Below are 16,680 nucleotides of genomic sequence, written 5' to 3' on the forward strand. Positions count from 1 at the left end.
AATAGCCTCAACGGCATTATCAGACTGTTTAACTAGCTTCTAGTACTTGTACCGGCTTAATTAAGCTCATGCTTTCTTCAGCGAAACCGACACCCACTTCGGTGTAAAAGTTGAACACTTTATCAACACCAAAGCTTTCCAATGCTATGCGCTCATCATCGTACCTTGCTATGGCAGCAATTTTACCTCGATAATTAGTACGTTTTATTTGGGCGGTAATATTGATAATGTCTTGTACCGAAGGCAGAGCTAATAGTGTTAGTTCAATTCTGCTCAAGTCAATGCTCTCCCAAAAGTCTGCGTCTTCAGCATCCCCCAAGTAAGCTTGAATACCTTTATCATTTAACCATTGGACTTTATCTTTGTCTGCATCTAAGCCCCAAACTTGATTACCAATTTGAGCATTTAATGCATAATAGGCCCCCATGCCGACACGACCCATACCGATAATGGCAATAGGGGCTTCACAAGGTTGCTCAAAGTTATCTTCTGCTAAAGGTTGTTTGCTTTCAAAACGTTTGAATCTTTCTTTGTTATTAGCAAAGTAATCATGAGCAAAATTATAAAGCACATTGGTAATAATAAACGACATTGAAACAGCTAATGACAGGATAACTAACCATTCAGGAGACAGCCAGCCAGATTTACTACTGAGTGCGGCCACAATCAGGCCAAACTCACTGAAGTTACTCAAAGCTAAAGCGGACAAAAATGCTGTTCTTCCTCGTAATTTTAGCTTGACCAAAATAAAGAAAAATAGCAAAAATTTAACCGGTAACATCAGTGTTAGTACCGAAGCTATGGCAAGCATTTCCATGGTTGGTAGGGCGGTGAAACCGATGGATAAGAAAAAACCAATCAAAAATAAATCTTTAAAGCTTAATAATGACTTGGTTATCTCACTTGCTTTACTATGCGTCGCAAAATACATGCCAGCTAAGAGAGCACCAAAGTCACCTTTAACTTTCATAAGTTCAAATAACTCATAAGCACCAAAAGCAATAAAAAAGCCCATTAATGGAATTAATTCACCATGTCCTGCTTTATCAATGCCCTTGTTAATATAAGGCCTTAATGGAATGAAAAGTAACAATAATGCCACCCAAGGGCTTGGCACTTTACCGGTTGCCAGTACTAAAAAGACTACAGCAATAATATCTTGCATCACCAGTATACCGATGGCAAGTTTACCGTGACGCGTGCGCATTTCACCGCGTTCCTCCAGCAGTTTGACCACACATACCGTGCTGCTAAAGCTTAGTGCAAAGATAATTAATGCTGATGTGATTAGACTTAATTCGTTGATAAATCCAACACTAATGAATGCAATAGTTTTTAAAATCAGCATTCCAATTACCAACCATAATATACTGTGGCTAACACTACCGAACCAGATCTCAGGCTTAACTAAGTCCTTGATATTTAGTTTTAGCCCGATGGTAAATAGCATTAACGTAATGCCAATATCAGCTAAGGCAGTGACCATACTATCCGCTTGATACCCCAAGGCGTTTAAGATAAATCCTGCTGCCAAATAGCCGATTGAAGGGGGGAGTGAGATTAATTTAGTTAATAGACCACAAATAAAAGCGAAGCCAATCCAGATAAATTCCATGTTAAGTTAAGACTCCGTTGTCATTATTGTTTTTAATTGCTGCTCAACATAATCAGCTATTATTGGTTGTGCTTGTGCATTTGGGTGAATTCCGTCTGCTTGCATAAGGCTTTTATCCATCACAACAGTTTCCATAAAAAAGGGTAATAAATTGATATTGCTGGATTTTGCTACATCTTCGAATATTTGTTCAAACATTTTATTGTATCTTGGACCATAATTTGGTGTTATTTTGATTTTAATCATTGAAACGTTTATGTTTTTACTCTGTGCTAACTGAACCATTTGTAACAAATTATTTTTGATCAGCTTTGGAGAGTAGCCACGTAAACCGTCATTTCCACCGAGTTCGATCAGCAAGTGATCAACATTTTCACTCGCCAAAATGCCTGACAACCGAGATAACCCGCCACTCGTCGTTTCGCCACTAACACTGGCATTTATTATTGTGTATGGTTGCTGTTGCTCAATAAGCTTTTGATTGAGTAAATGAACCCAACCTTGTTTGGGTTTCATCCCATAACTTGCACTGATACTATCACCTAAGAGCAAAATTTTGCGGACTGGGTTGATACTAATGTCGTTATCAAGCGTATTGGTCTGTTTATCTTGTGCGGCTACGTTAGCTGTAGTGACAAAAAATAAGCTAATAAATAATATTAAAAGTGGATAATTTTTCATGCATGTAAATTCCGAGAGTATTTTAAGCGTAAATAACCTAACAAAATCAGTGCAAGTTGAAGATAAAACACTCGCTTTGCTTCAACCACTTAATTTAACGGTAGCTGCGGGTGAATCACTTGCTATTGTTGGTTCGTCTGGCTCAGGTAAAACGACGTTGTTATCTATTTTAGCCGGCTTGGATTTACCAAGCTCAGGGCAAGTGTATCTTAAAAACAAGCCATTACACCAGTTTAATGAAGAGCAACGTAGTCAAGTTCGGGCACAGCATGTCGGTTTTATTTTCCAACAATTTTTATTAATTAACAGTTTAACTGCACTTGAAAATGTCATGTTGCCTGCAGAACTCGCAAACTTACCTGATGCGCAAGCACGAGGAGAAGCTTTACTTAGCCAAGTGGGTTTAGCTGATAGACTTGATCATTATCCCTCTCAACTGTCTGGTGGTGAGCAGCAACGTGTGGCAATAGCACGGGCATTTATTTCTAAACCCGATATTTTATTTGCAGATGAACCGACAGGAAACCTAGATAGTAAGACCGGGCAGCATATTACCGATTTAATTTTTGATTTAAATGCTAAAGAGGGCACAACCTTAGTGCTGGTAACTCATGATGCTAAGTTGGCTGCTAGGTGTCAGCGACAAGTTGAAATGGACAGTGGCGTGCTAACAGAGAAACTCGAATTGGCCACAACTGAGCATGGTGATGAAGTTGAAATGTCAGTGCCACAAGTAGGATAATCATGAGTAACCGTACCCCCAAAGCATCACCAATGTGGTTTGCTCAGTCATTACGTTTATTGCACCACGAACTTCGTCGCGGCGAATTAACGATTATCTTTCTTGCTATCGTACTCGCCGTTGCTACGGTATTTTCATTAACCGGTTTTTCGGGCCAAATTAAACACGCCATTGTTGCTAATAGCACCAATACGATTGGCGCCGATCGTGTGTTAAGAATGTCGTCGGAAATTGACCCTAGCATTATCGAAAAAAGCCAAGCATTAGCATTACAGTCTGCTCGAAAAATTGAAACTGAGTCCATGGTGTTTGCTGGCGACAATATGTTGCTCAGTGAACTTGACGCCGTGTCAGATACTTACCCTTTACGCGGTGAGTTAAAAATAAAAACCTCATTAACACAAACTGAAAGTATTATTGCCAGTGCGCCTAAGTTAGGTACTGCTTGGGTTGAACCCAGCGTGTTAAGTCGTTTAGATGTTAACATCGGGGACACTATTGAAATTGGTTTAGCACCGCTGACCATTGCGGGTATTGTTACTGACATTCCCGATCGTTCATATCGTGCTTTTATTGCTGGCCCAACGGTGATCCTTAATATTGCCGATATGCCAAAAACTGAGCTAATTCAGCCGGGTAGTCGGATAACCTATAAATATTTATTTGCGGGTGAAACGGATGCCATTGAAACCTTTGAAACATGGATCAAACCGCAAATTAATGAATCACAGCGTTGGTACGATGCCAAAGCTGCACAAAACAGGTTATCGAGAATTCTCGACACGGCTGAGAAGTTTCTATCACTGGCTAGTATGCTCGGTATTGTATTAGCAGCGGTTGCGGTAGCGGTAGCAAGTCGGCGTTATGGCCAACGTCATCAGTCTACTGTCTCAATATTTAAAGCACTTGGTGCGTCAATTTCGCATGTTAGAAAGTTATATTGTTTACATTGGACCTTACTGAGTTGCTTAAGTATTGCAACTGGCTTAGTGGTTGGCTATGGATTGATGTTATTGGGCGTTAATGCGATTGCAAGCTACTTATCATTAGCAGACGCGCCATTGACCTTTGTACCGTTTCTAACCGCGATATTTACCGGTTTATTGTGTGCAATAGCCTTTGCTATTCATCCTATTATGAGCTTAGTACAAAGTTCACCATTAAATGTTATTCGTGGTTTTAGCCAGAATAAAGTGGCACGATTTGGCTGGCATCAACTGCCTCCACTGTTGGCGCTGTTCCTGTTATTGTTTATTTTTAGTCAAGACCTAGTGATGAGCGCAGCGTTATTGCTCGGCGGTGTTTTTGTCTCCTTTATTTTATTGCTGTTTGGTCGAGGCTTAATGAGTGCTGGGCGCAGTGTTGGCACTAAAGCCGGTAAATCATGGCATTTGGCATTAGCTAACTTAAAACGTCGCGCTAGCGAAAACAGCGTGCAACTGGTCAGTTTTACTATCGCCATTAAGTTATTGCTATTAATTACCGTGATGAAAAGCTCAATATTGTCGGAGTGGGAACAGCAGTTTCCCGAAGGAACCCCCAACCATTACTTGATCAACATTAGCGAAGAGCAAATAGCACCACTAAAACAGTTTGTTGAACAGCATGATATTGCCAATCAAGGCTTTTATCATGTTTATCGTGGTCGCTTATCGGCAATAAATGGCATAAAGACCGTCGATGAAGATAAGGACGACAACCAAGAGCCAAGCGAAGCAACATCTGCCAGCAAGGAAAAGCAAGCCACTAAGAAAACAGCACAGAAAAAAAGTAGGCAGGGCATGGGCCGAGAACTTGGCTTAACGTGGCGCACTGAATTACCAGAAGAAAATGAAATAATTGCCGGTCAGTGGTGGCAAGTTGGTGAAGCTAAACCACAAGTATCCATTGAAAGTAACATAGCCGAACGTTTAGAGATAAAGTTAGGAGATAACTTAACTTTTACCTTAGGTTCAGACGAATTTACTGTGCCAGTAACCAGTATCAGAGAAGTAAATTGGCAAAGTCGTCAGTTAAACTTTATTATGGTTTTTAATCAAAGTGTCCTTGAGAAATTTCCGACGACTTCAATTTCAGCTTGGTCGATATCGGCGCAAGACCGAGATTTGGTTTATCGCTTTATGGCTGATTTTCCTACCATTACATTAATGGATTTTGCCGCTATTATGGCGCAGCTTAATAATATTATTGAGCAAGTCTCAGTGGCAATTCAGCTGATCCTTATTTTGGTGGTACTGGCCGGTAGTTTAGTGTTAATTGCCCAAGTACAAGCCAGTATGGAAGAAAGAGAGCGCGAGCTTGCCATTTTAAGAACCTTAGGTGCTAGCGGGAAATTATTGCGTAATAGTGTGTTATATGAGTTTGTTGCTTTAGGGGCTATCGCCGGTTTAATGGCCAGCATAGGGATGGAAATAGCGGTTTATATTCTACAAAGCCAAGTTTTTAATATGTCTGGTAGTTTCCATTTTCAATATTGGTTAGTGGGTGTAGGGGCTGGCGCATTTTTTGTCGGTTTGATTGGTATGCTGAGCTGTTGGCGTTTACTTAATTTATCCAGCGTTACTTTGATTCGACGCACTATGTAATGATCAATAAGCAAGAAATAATGATACGTGATTTAAGAAAAACTGGCTTGATGGCTATATAATCGCTTATAGTTTTAATCACTTATATCAAATTAAATAACACTCAGGGTTTATTAAATGGCTTTACAAGGTAAGACTGACGGCGCAGTGAAGTTTTTATTAGTGACCGCGGCATTATTCGTGGTACTCGCCGGTATAAAAACCGCAGCAACCTTACTGGTGCCATTTTTACTATCGACGTTTATCGCCATTATTTGTAATCCGTTGGTGGTTAAGGCGGCGCACTATAAAATACCAAAACCGGTAGCGGTTGTTTTTGTTATCGGAATTTTTGTTTCAATAGCGCTGTCGCTTGCTGGGCTGGTCGGTAATTCATTAAATGAGTTATCGCAACTTATTCCTGAATACCGAGCACAGCTTCAAGAGCATTTTGTCTGGTTAACTCAGCAACTTGATGCCTACAATATTAAAATATCGTCAGACTTATTAATTGAATATTTTGATCCTTCAGCCGCTATGGGCTTAGCTGCGAATATGCTTAGTGGCTTAGGTGGTGTGATGGCGAATTTATTTCTAATTATCATTACTGTGATTTTTATGCTGTTTGAAGCTTCTTCGGTGTCGCATAAATTACATTTGGCACTAGATGACCCACAAGCACGCATAAAACAAATCGATCAGTTTTTAGCGTCGGTAAATAATTACCTCGCGATAAAAACCTTAGTAAGTATTGCCACCGGTATAATTGTTTCAACTATGTTGTGGGCCTTTGGTTTAGATTTTTACTTATTGTGGGGCGTGTTAGCCTTTTTACTTAATTACATTCCAAATATTGGCTCAATTATCGCTGCTGTACCAGCAATGTCATTAGCTGTTTTACAATTAGGGCCAGCCGCCGCAGGTCTTATTGGTTTAGGGTATTTAACCATTAACACTGTGATGGGCAATGTCGTTGAACCGCGTTATTTAGGGCGAGGTCTTGGGCTTTCAACCTTAGTGGTGTTTATTTCATTAATCTTTTGGGGGTGGTTATTAGGTACCGTTGGCATGTTGTTGTCAGTCCCTTTGACTATGATCATCAAAATTGCCTTAGAAAACTCGGCAGAAGGGAGTTGGTTTGCGGTGCTATTGTCTAGTGAAGATTCGGGTGAAACGTCAAGTGTTCAGCCTAGCGAAGTCGTATCAAAAAACGATTAAAATACCTAGCGCCGAAGCTATTAAAGAACAGGCTTAAAGCCTTAATCAAGATCATGAACGTCTAGTTTACGAGCCTATAGACCCATAGTATTTGTTGCTTTGGGTTATTGTAGGCTATTTGATAATGGCTAATTTACAAGCTACTTTTCATCGTTACATCATGGTTTTATAAGCTCATAAAAATTGAGTTTGTTCAGATGAGTCTGTATTTACCCCATGCTTATTCTTGCTATACAACTCTTGTTTGCTATATCGCTTCTTACATTTTCTGACATTAATTATGCTTTAACTGACAGTTTGGCTACTGAATTAAACAGTTATTTTACTTAAGCTTACGGTATTAAGCACTTCAAAGAGTATGCACTACAATGTCGATATTAACGCAACATTACCGTAAGTACAGCAGGGGAAGTAAAGTGAGGTTTGCTTTATTATTGACTTTGCTCTTTATGCTGTTATTTCTTTCCATATTTAATGCTAAAGCATACGAAAGCCCTAGGTTTGGCTTTTTTATTAAAAATGAAGTTAATGACGAGGATCATATTTCGGGTATTGGCGCTGAAATGTGGCTAACCAATCGAGATTCAAACTTTGGTATTTCTGTTTTAACCTCCATTGGTCATGGCGATGTTACCGACCGAGATAATATTAAACATGACTATTTAGCATGGGAAGCTGGATTGAAAGTAGGCTATTTTTCCGATGTCTTTGCCTATGCAGAAGTTGGTTTTGATTTAGCTGAATTAGTACTTCAAGATCGTGATGAAGATGATGACTACCGTATTTACTCAGCTGATGACGACAACAATTTTGTGGTGAGTAATCGGCGTCGTTATGATGACGCTAACAATATTGATGGTTATGTTGGCGTTGGCGCTGGAATTAAATTTGAGCACGTACAGATTGAAGCCTTTACGCGTTTAAGACAAATTGATGGTGAATATTGGAAAGCTGAGAATCAAGCATTTGCTGGCGTCAAGTTGTCGCTCGTGTTTTAAGATATTGATAAGTTTGTTTGCTAACGCCCCTCAAGAAAAATGAAGAGCGCTTGAGTAAGATATGCGTTAGTTATACTTACTGAACACTATAATATTCACTGAAACCTACAAGAATGTTTGTCGTTGCAACAGAGGCAAGTATTAACCCCATCACTCGACTTATGACACTAGCGCCACTGCTGCCTATAATTTTATTAATAGAGCCCGCTAGCAGCATTAAGAGATAAGTTATCACTAACACTGACAGCATCACCGCCGCTGTTTGTATTTGCTCCCAAATACTGTATACCGAATTTTTAGTGAGTAAAACGGCTGCTAACATTGCACCAGGGCTTGCAATTGAAGGTACAGCAAGTGGGAAAACCGCAGTATCTTTATGAGATTGATCTAATAATCTTATTTCTTCTTCAGGTTTGCTGTCGCCAAAGATCATATTTAACGCGAAGAGGAATAATATAATACCGCCTGATATTTGAAATGCAGGCAACGGAATTGATAGCGCTTTGAGTACAAATTCACCCACAACAACAAAAAACAATAATACGCACATTGAAACAATGGTAGATAATAAAGCAATGCGGCGCTTGGTTTTTTGGTCATATTGATCGGTTACAGCGATGAAAACTGGTACCGTGCCGATTGGGTCTATAACGGCAAAAAAAGTAATAAAAACAGCTAAAATATCTATCATTAAATGCTTACTCCATAAAGCTGAAAGTCAAAAAGTCTCTGCCCAATATATTTGAAAACTTATTCGAATGTGAGCCAAAAACTCGCTGGTCACGTTGCGTTGATGTGTTATCGCTTAGATAAATATTGATGTATCAAATGCTGATAATGGCTTTAGCGTTATGGTTGTTGGTAATCGCCAAACTTAGTCGCTGATGATGTTTTAAGCAATCATGCTTTAACTGGTGTTTTAATTAATGATACTTTGCTCATTTTTTGTAGTTAAGGATATTTTAGCTTGCTGTTTTTTCTTAAAGTATCGATATAAAAACACCGCAATAATAATATTTAACAAGCACCGTAATAGCTCAGCGAATGCGAAATCTAAGCTTATTATAGAGTAGGCTAAATCAACGGCTGAGCCTAAGCCGAGTATGATGGCCATAATAATAAATATTTTTTCTAATGGCATAGAGTTCGACATAGTGTTGACCTAAATATTCCCAATAAAGCATTACAGTTAATTAATCAGAGATATCAATACAGTATAAATACGCTTAATAATATCTTAATCAGTGTTTATATCGGTTTGTGGCCTACTTTAAAATAACCGGTTGAAAGAAACTGTGCGGTTTCTTTGCGTTTTTTAGCAATTAAAATAGCACCGTCATCCATGAACAAAAAGTTTTTCCAACAACGCTTGAATACCGCCCACGTTGTTTCGATAACGTTATCACGAGCACTGCAATAATAAACTACGGTATTATTATCCCATGCTAAATGGGCTAATATTTGCTCGGGTAAAAGCACTATCGTCGCTATCCCATATGCTTTCCCATTTGCCATTATCTGTCCAATTTTTACTGTTTTCTGGCCAATCACCTTTTTTAAAGAAGTCAGGATGATCAACCTGTTTACTAATATTGCCATCCCAAAGCATTTTGGCGCGGCTTGTTGCCATAGGCTTTATCATTCGTTTATCACCTATCTTAATCGGCAGGCTTTTATGCTTGAATATCCAAGCGTTTTTTAATTCGTCAATTGAGATGTAGTTCATGATGTCTTCTATAAAATTTGCGTCGTGACATTATAACAAGGGTAAGTGATAACTCATTAATAATTTCGACATTAGCGCTGTTAAAATAAAACGACAGGCTAGGTTATTATGATTTAATGCGTGTTAACTTGCATTGTTACGACTAATTTTTTGTTCAATCGCCCTAAACATTGGGCTATGTTGATCTTGTTGATGGCAAATAGTTAATAAATCTTTAATGAAGTAATTTAATGCTCTGCGCTCAATATTTTTCACTAATGCCTGCTGAGCGTTATCTAACATGTGATACATAGTTGCTGCACCAAAGTCGCCAAAAATGATATTAGCGTTATCATCAAATAAGGTGTTATGTGCATATAAATCGCCATGACAAACTTGATTGCTATGTAAGTGTTCGAATACAGCTTCCATTTGCGTGATTATTTTATCAATGTCGTTAACCTTTAAAGTAAATCCGCTCGGAAAAGTATCACGTGTGCAAGTATCGAACGTTGGCGGTAAGCCTAAGTTTTTAAAATGCTCGGGTATTAAAACCATAATTAAGGCTAAATAACCGTTCTCATTAACTTGTGCTAAAGAGCGAACGATGTTTTTATGACTGCCGGTTTTTAAGCATGCTTGTAATTCGTCTTTTGGATAACCGTCACTGGTCACCGAGCCTTTAAAAACTTTAACGGCCACTTCATGAGGATATTCTGTTTGGGCTTCATGCCACGTTGCTCTTGAAATAACCCCTGAAGCCCCTTGCCCTAGCACATTGTGTAAGGCAAAACTTGATGCTTTGAGCGATGGCACTGATACGATATTAAGTTCTGCGTGGCTAAAAGGATTACCTGAAAAGGCAAACCAAGCAAGCTTAGGTAAGCTAAGTAACTGTGTTGGACATTCAGTTAAGTTATTCGCTGAAATACGCACTAATTCAAGGTTAACTGACTGAGCTAAAGTTAAGGGTAGGGCCGTTAACTTATTGCCTGCTAATGCCAGTTTTTGTAATCTTGGGCGTTCACCTAAACTGTCAGGCAACGTTTCAATGCAGTTGTCGGTTAATATCAACCAACGTAATTTCGCGGGTAAAGCATCAGCAGGTACGTGCTTAATTTGGTTCGACTTAAAGCCAACCATCTCTAAATTTTCACAACCACCTAGTACTTCTGGCAGGGCAGTAAAAAGGTTATTTGAGGCGAAAATTATTTTCAGTTTTTTTAGCTTAACAAGTTCGTTTGGTAGCGCGGTTAATTGGTTATCTGATAAGTCTAGAATTTCTAAGCTATCAGCTAATGACAAAATCTCTACCGGGAAGCAGGTTAAATTTTCAGATATTTTTAAACGTGTGATACCTGCTAGTTCTCCAGACTTTAACTGAGATAATGTATGCATTTACTAACCTACTGTTATTAAAATTTTAATTGGGAATACTAGCAAGTGATTAAACACTTTTTAAGATGAATTTTAGACGCAAAAAAACCCGAGAAACTTTTAATAAAGGCTTTTCGGGTTCTTTCTGGGTTCTTAATGAACCCTAATTTGGTGCTCGCTACTGGACTCGAACCAGTGACACCTTGCATGTCATGCAAGTACTCTAACCAACTGAGCTAAGCGAGCTTTTTACTACAAACGTTGAGCAACTCAACGAGGCGCTATGTTAGCGATCTGTTTTATTAAGTGCAAGTGATTTTATTTAAAATACTATGCAACTGCTGATTAATTCAGCAGTTGTCGTTATTGTTGTGCATTTAAACTGCAAATAGCCTAATAAATCGCATGAACATGGGTTTATGACACTGAGGCCTCTACCGCGATTTGTTGATCGAGGCGTTGTTGCACTACTTTTAAACGCCAAGCTAGTAATACAGCAGCAACGGTTAAACCTGATATAAAACCAACCCAAAAACCATAAGGGCCTGTTGCTGGCACTATCCAGTCGGTTAGGCCTAATATCAACCCCAGTGATAAGCCAACAACCCAGTAAGAGAAAAAAGTAATATACAGAATAGATTTTGTATCTTTATAGCCACGTAATGCGCCTGCTGAAATAACCTGTATCGCATCTGAAAATTGAAATAGAGCGGCCAAAAACATTAAGCTAGCAGCAAGTTCAAGTACCTCTGTATCCGTGGTGTAAATGGCGGCTATTTGTGTGCTAAACAGTAACGTTAAGGCTGCTGTTGCAACAGCAATAATTAATCCTAATATGACAGAATACCGACAAAGTTCTTTAGCATTTTCTAACTTTTTATTACCCACTTCAAAGCCAACCTTTATTGTTACTGCCATGGCTAAACTGAGTGGCACCATAAAAACAAGTCCTGAGAAGTTAATCGCTATTTGATGGCTTGCAACTACATTAGCACCAAATGGCGCTAATATTATCGCGACGGCAGCAAATAAGCTGACTTCAAAAAGTAATGAAAATGCAATTGGCATGCCTAAAGCTAGAATAATTTTCATTGCTGCCCAATCAGGCCAATAGAATTTTTTAAACAGCGGCGCCTGTTTTAAGTGCTTTGAAAAATACGTATAAGCCAGCATGCCAGCAAACATCACCCAGTACACTATGGCTGTTGCAATACCGCAGCCCGCACCGCCAAGTGCTGGCATACCGAATTCACCATAAATAAATATGTAGTTAGCGGGGATGTTAATTAATAAGCCCAAGATACTGATGATCATGGTTGGGCGAGTAAAAGACAAACCTTCAGAGTAGTTACGTAATACCAAGTAAAGACAATAACCTGGACCACCCCAAACTATGTAACCCAAATAGTCGAACATCAGATGTTTTAGCTCAGGCTCTAGAGCGATTGAGTTTATTAATAAAGGTGTGGCGATGTAGTAGGCAATAATGATGACAATTGAAAAGAAGACGGCTATCCAGGCGGTTTGATAACTTGCTTTTGCTACGTCATCAAATTGTTTAGCGCCAGACAATTGCGAAATAATACTTGCCAGTGCCATAACCAAGCCTGAAATGGTTAAAATCAATGGCAACCAAACACTACTGGCAACAGCAACGGCTGCCATATCAGTAGCGCTAACACGGCCGGCCATAACGGTGTCAGCAAAGCCCATTAAATTTTGGATCAATTGAGCAATTAAAATTGGGTAAGCCAATTTCATTAGGTTTTTACTATTGGAAAAAAAGCGATTAATGTTCATCAAGGCAATTATATCATTAGGTTTTTCTTGCTAAGATAGCAAAAATAAAGTTATTTATCTGGATGATATATGTTTACAGGTATAGTGCAATCACAAGCTGAAGTAATTGCGATAATTAGTAAAAATAATGCGATAAGCTTAAAAGTATCCTTGGAAAATCGCTTAATTGAACAGCTTGAAATAGGGGCCAGCGTTGCTATTAATGGTGTTTGTTTAACCGCGGTTGAGTTTGGTCATTTGACATCGGATAAAAGCTTTATCAGTTTTGATGTTATTGATGAAACATTACGGGTATCTAATCTGGCAAATATTGCTTTAGGGACACAAGTTAATGTTGAGCGTTCTTTGAAAGTTGGCGATGAAATTGGTGGCCATATGCTCAGTGGTCATGTTCATACTCAAGCTGTTGTTATCGAACGAATTGACAGCAAAGATAATTGCACACTCAGCTTTAGTTTAGCGCCAGAGTATCAAAAATATATCTTTGCTAAAGGCTTTATTAGTATCAATGGTATTAGTTTAACGCTTGGCGCGGAAGTTAGTGATTTATTTTCGGTGCATTTGATCCCTGAAACCTTATCTCGTACCAATTTACAACAGGTGGTTATTGGCGATAAGGTTAACATTGAATTTGATCAGCAAACCATGACCATAGTACAAACCATTGAGCGAATGAATTTACGCTAGCATTCATTTGAGTAATGCTATTAAACGCCCTAACATATCTATTATGTCAATATATTGCTGTCTACAAGCTACAAGCTACAAGGTTTGTTTAGTGATGATGCCTGTAAGGCGTTTAAAATACTTGCTCATCGTCACTTGCAACCGCCAGTTGAATTTTTTGATTGTATTCATCAATATGTAAATTCAAATGTATTTCCATACAACAGGCGGGACATTCATCGTAGTAATCTTGATCACCTTCGCTAGCGTCTAAGCTGACACGGATGTTGTGACCACAGTTTGGACATTCAATACGTTGCTCTTTAAGTTTATGGGGCATGTTGCCTCCTAAATACTCACTTGATGAACGGTATTTTCAGTATGGACATTTTTAAGCAAAGTGCGAATTTTAAGCTATAAAGCGTAGCGATAATCACTAATGCCTTTGCTAATCAAGGGTATTAACTTGGTATTAATCGAGATCGGTGATCAGGTGGTTAATTTTATTTGGTACGCCGTCCCATTGCTCGGCATCTTCTGGCGCGGGTATAACTTCGGTGATCACAGGCCATAGTTTTGCTAATTCAGCGTTAAGCTCGATAAAGTCTTTTTGGTTTTCTGGTACTTCATCTTCTTGGTAAATAGCCTCTGCTGGGCATTCAACTGGGCATAGGTCGCAATCAATGCATGACTCAGGGTTAATGACTAAAAAATTGGGTCCTTGATGAAAAGCATCAGCAGGGCATACCGCGACACAATCAGTGTATTTGCATTGAATACAGTTATCAGTAACTACAAAGGCCATTATATTTTGCTCATTTTATCTTGTTGAGATCTTAAATCGACTCGCACTGCTGCGATGAAAGCGCCGATCATACCTAGCTTACTAGCAAATTCAATTATTGTTTTTGTATTGTTCAGGTTTAGTATTTGGTATCGCTAGTACTATCAGGTAAAATGGCAAAAATTTTTACCCTAGTCTCGCTTTGGATACATTATATGTTGCGTTTAACTAACGTCAAATTACCACTAAATCATCAACCTGAAGAATTAGAGCAAGCTATTCTTGCAACATTAAACATCACCGCTGAGCAGCTAACAAGTTTTTCAATGTTTAAGCGTGGCTACGATGCGCGTAAAAAAAACAATATTATTTTGATCTATACCTTAGATGTCGATACAACAAAAAATGCCGAACTGATTGCTGAGCATGCTAAAAATCAAAATATTAAAGCCAGTCCTGACACCAGCTATAAATTTGTTGGCCAAGCACCAGAGAATTTAACCGAGCGTCCAGTGGTTATTGGTATGGGGCCTTGTGGTTTATTTGCTGGTTTGCTGTTAGCGCAAATGGGCTTTAAGCCGATAATTTTAGAGCGCGGTAAAGAAGTACGTCAACGTACTAAAGATACCTTTGGTTTTTGGCGTAAAAAAATTCTTAATACTGAATCGAATGTGCAGTTTGGTGAAGGTGGTGCCGGCACCTTTTCTGACGGCAAGCTCTACAGCCAAGTAAAAGACCCTAAACATTATAGCCGCAAAGTGTTACATGAATTTGTTGATGCTGGCGCACCTGATGAAATATTGTATGTCAGTAAACCTCATATCGGTACTTTTAAGTTGGTCACTATGGTTGAGCAAATGCGCGCTGAAATAAACCGTTTGGGTGGTGAAGTGCGTTTTGAACAACGTGTTGACGATATCCATTTTGAAAAAATAGATGACGATAGCAACAACATGCAAGTCACGGGCTTAACGTTGGCTACGGGTGAAGTGTTAAAAACTAAGCATATTGCGCTTGCGATTGGTCACAGTGCGCGTGATACTTTTACTATGCTGCATGAAAAAGGCGTGTTTATTAAAGCTAAGCCATTTTCAGTCGGTTTTAGAATCGAGCATGAGCAATCGGTGATTGATGATGCCCGTTTTGGTAAAAGTGCTGGTCACCCTATTTTAGGTGCAGCGGATTATAAGTTGGTACATCATTGTAAAAATGGTCGTTCTGTTTATAGTTTTTGTATGTGTCCTGGCGGTACGGTGGTTGCAGCAGCTTCAGAAGAAGGGCGTTTAGTGACTAATGGCATGAGCCAATACTCACGCCACGAACGCAATGCTAACAGTGCTATTGTCGTGGGTATATCGCCGGAAGATTATGATGAAAACGGCAGTAAAGATAATGTGCTTGCCGGTATTGAATTTCAGCGTCGTCTTGAAGAAACTGCTTTCAAACTTGGCGGCGAAAACTATGATGCGCCTGTGCAACTTGTGGGTGATTTTCTTGCAGGGCGCAAAAGTGGCGAGCATGGCGCTGTAGAGCCGTCATATAAACCAGGGGTAAAATACTGTGATTTAAGCGAAACGTTACCGGCTTATGCTATTGAAGCTATTCGTGAAGCATTGCCGGCATTTGAGCGTAAAATCAAAGGCTTTTCAATGGCAGATGCAACCTTAACCGCGGTTGAAACGCGTACATCGTCACCGATTAATATTACCCGTGATAAAGAAAGCTTAGAAAGTATCAACAGTAAAGGCTTATATCCTGCTGGTGAAGGTGCAGGTTATGCAGGCGGTATTTTGTCTGCCGGTATTGATGGTATAAAAGTCGCTGAGGCGATGGCGCTTTCAATGCTTAAAAGTTATCAATCGTAATAAAAAATATCGCGCTGTGAGTTTGTTTTAGTTGTTTTAGTTGTTTTTATTTCCAAGCTAGTTCAAACTCCCTGCTCGAATTAACTCACCGTAAATAAAAAGTTAATTCGAGCTATTGAAAAGTTAATAAAGTCCCTTATATCTTTGTTTACCTTAAAGGAGTGTTCTTTGTTCATGTGGCGTAAATTAACAGTGATGTTATTTTTATTAGTACTAGCTAAAACCGCTAGCGCTTTGCCGATCGCAGAACTTTTTCATGATAACGCTGCAATAGATAAAATCGTTACGCAAATAGAGCAAAAAACAGTTTCTTTAGACACAGATGAACCTGAGGTTTTATATAACTTACCGAGAACCAATGGTTTTAACGCGTCATTGTTCAACACAGAAATACAAAGTACTCCAGAATACTTTTTAGTGGTTGAGTTTTTTAAAATTAAACTCACCGCTGGGCTATTTAAAAACTTAGCCAATCCGCCATTAATTACACCTTGGTACGAACAATTAAGCCATAGTAAAAATTCGTCTCGACTTTCCGGCTGGAAAGACGGCAACTCCCTATATTCATCACGTACCATTTACCACAGTTAATTCATCCACTCTTGCTCCATGTAAATGCCCCAAGGTATTTTCTGAGCTTTAAAAATCAATTATTTGCGTTTTTT

17 protein-coding genes and 1 tRNA gene are annotated in these 16,680 nt (G+C 39.1%); 7 read left to right on the forward strand and 11 right to left on the reverse strand.

Going from position 1 to position 16,680, the window contains the following annotated elements; genetic code table 11:
• Positions 1–28 precede the first annotated feature (28 nt).
• Both FGD67_RS19025 and FGD67_RS19030 read right to left on the reverse strand, forming a co-directional pair.
• Complete coding sequence (locus tag FGD67_RS19025) at positions 29–1,615, reverse strand: cation:proton antiporter family protein (RefSeq protein WP_257172612.1); 1,587 nt, start codon at positions 1,613–1,615, stop codon at positions 29–31.
• Positions 1,616–1,621: 6 nt separating this feature from the next.
• A complete protein-coding gene (locus FGD67_RS19030; protein WP_257172613.1) occupies positions 1,622–2,296 on the reverse strand; it encodes an arylesterase in 675 nt (224 codons plus the stop codon).
• On the opposite strand from FGD67_RS19030, the gene FGD67_RS19035 reads away from it, so the two are divergent.
• The 4 genes from FGD67_RS19035 (at position 2,295) to FGD67_RS19050 (ending at position 7,818) form a co-directional block, all read left to right on the forward strand.
• Complete coding sequence (locus tag FGD67_RS19035) at positions 2,295–3,038, forward strand: ABC transporter ATP-binding protein (protein WP_257172614.1); 744 nt, start codon at positions 2,295–2,297, stop codon at positions 3,036–3,038. The two genes, FGD67_RS19030 and FGD67_RS19035, sit on opposite strands and share 2 nt — an antisense overlap.
• 2 nt (positions 3,039–3,040) lie before the next feature.
• Complete coding sequence (locus FGD67_RS19040; protein WP_257172615.1) at positions 3,041–5,623, forward strand: ABC transporter permease; 2,583 nt, start codon at positions 3,041–3,043, stop codon at positions 5,621–5,623.
• Between the two features lie 117 nt (positions 5,624–5,740).
• Entirely contained in the window at positions 5,741–6,820 is a 1,080-nt protein-coding gene (locus FGD67_RS19045; protein WP_257172616.1) for an AI-2E family transporter, read from the forward strand.
• A gap of 368 nt (positions 6,821–7,188) precedes the next feature.
• Positions 7,189–7,818, forward strand: coding sequence for a hypothetical protein (locus FGD67_RS19050; RefSeq protein WP_257172617.1), 630 nt, complete (start codon positions 7,189–7,191; stop codon positions 7,816–7,818).
• Positions 7,819–7,894: 76 nt separating this feature from the next.
• On the opposite strand, the gene FGD67_RS19055 is transcribed toward FGD67_RS19050, so the two are convergent.
• From FGD67_RS19055 to FGD67_RS19080, 7 genes are all read right to left on the reverse strand, one after another.
• Complete coding sequence (locus FGD67_RS19055; RefSeq protein ID WP_257172618.1) at positions 7,895–8,509, reverse strand: MarC family protein; 615 nt, start codon at positions 8,507–8,509, stop codon at positions 7,895–7,897.
• Positions 8,510–8,737: 228 nt separating this feature from the next.
• On the reverse strand, positions 8,738–8,971 hold the full coding sequence (locus FGD67_RS19060; protein WP_257172619.1) for a hypothetical protein: 234 nt from the start codon (positions 8,969–8,971) through the stop codon (positions 8,738–8,740).
• Between the two features lie 95 nt (positions 8,972–9,066).
• Positions 9,067–9,297, reverse strand: coding sequence for a DUF2947 family protein (locus tag FGD67_RS21845; RefSeq protein WP_306556766.1), 231 nt, complete (start codon positions 9,295–9,297; stop codon positions 9,067–9,069).
• Positions 9,254–9,544, reverse strand: coding sequence for a DUF2947 family protein (locus tag FGD67_RS21850; protein ID WP_306556767.1), 291 nt, complete (start codon positions 9,542–9,544; stop codon positions 9,254–9,256). The genes FGD67_RS21845 and FGD67_RS21850 overlap by 44 nt, the downstream gene beginning before the upstream one ends.
• 123 nt (positions 9,545–9,667) lie before the next feature.
• Positions 9,668–10,921, reverse strand: coding sequence for a leucine-rich repeat-containing protein kinase family protein (locus FGD67_RS19070; protein WP_257172620.1), 1,254 nt, complete (start codon positions 10,919–10,921; stop codon positions 9,668–9,670).
• 148 nt (positions 10,922–11,069) lie between these two features.
• Positions 11,070–11,146: transfer RNA gene (locus FGD67_RS19075), tRNA-Val, on the reverse strand.
• Between the two features lie 171 nt (positions 11,147–11,317).
• Positions 11,318–12,661, reverse strand: coding sequence for an MATE family efflux transporter (locus FGD67_RS19080; protein ID WP_373567802.1), 1,344 nt, complete (start codon positions 12,659–12,661; stop codon positions 11,318–11,320).
• A gap of 108 nt (positions 12,662–12,769) precedes the next feature.
• Here FGD67_RS19080 and FGD67_RS19085 point away from each other — a divergent pair, with 108 nt between their 5' ends.
• Positions 12,770–13,387, forward strand: coding sequence for a riboflavin synthase subunit alpha (locus FGD67_RS19085; RefSeq protein WP_257172621.1), 618 nt, complete (start codon positions 12,770–12,772; stop codon positions 13,385–13,387).
• 112 nt (positions 13,388–13,499) lie between these two features.
• On the opposite strand, the gene FGD67_RS19090 is transcribed toward FGD67_RS19085, so the two are convergent.
• Complete coding sequence (locus tag FGD67_RS19090; protein ID WP_257172622.1) at positions 13,500–13,706, reverse strand: CPXCG motif-containing cysteine-rich protein; 207 nt, start codon at positions 13,704–13,706, stop codon at positions 13,500–13,502.
• Between the two features lie 132 nt (positions 13,707–13,838).
• A complete protein-coding gene (fdxA, locus tag FGD67_RS19095) occupies positions 13,839–14,171 on the reverse strand; it encodes a ferredoxin FdxA (RefSeq protein WP_257172623.1) in 333 nt (110 codons plus the stop codon).
• A 194-nt stretch (positions 14,172–14,365) separates the two neighbouring features.
• Between fdxA and FGD67_RS19100 the strand changes: the two genes are divergently transcribed.
• Together FGD67_RS19100 and FGD67_RS19105 are read left to right on the forward strand one after the other, a co-directional pair.
• Positions 14,366–16,015, forward strand: a complete 1,650-nt coding sequence (locus FGD67_RS19100) for an NAD(P)/FAD-dependent oxidoreductase (protein WP_257175165.1) — start codon at positions 14,366–14,368, stop codon at positions 16,013–16,015.
• Positions 16,016–16,189: 174 nt separating this feature from the next.
• Positions 16,190–16,606: a hypothetical protein gene (locus FGD67_RS19105; protein ID WP_257172624.1), complete on the forward strand. Its 417-nt coding sequence runs from the start codon at positions 16,190–16,192 to the stop codon at positions 16,604–16,606.
• The last annotated feature ends 74 nt before the right edge of the window (positions 16,607–16,680 follow it).

The organism is Colwellia sp. M166, assembly GCF_024585285.1.
GTDB lineage: Bacteria > Pseudomonadota > Gammaproteobacteria > Enterobacterales > Alteromonadaceae > Cognaticolwellia.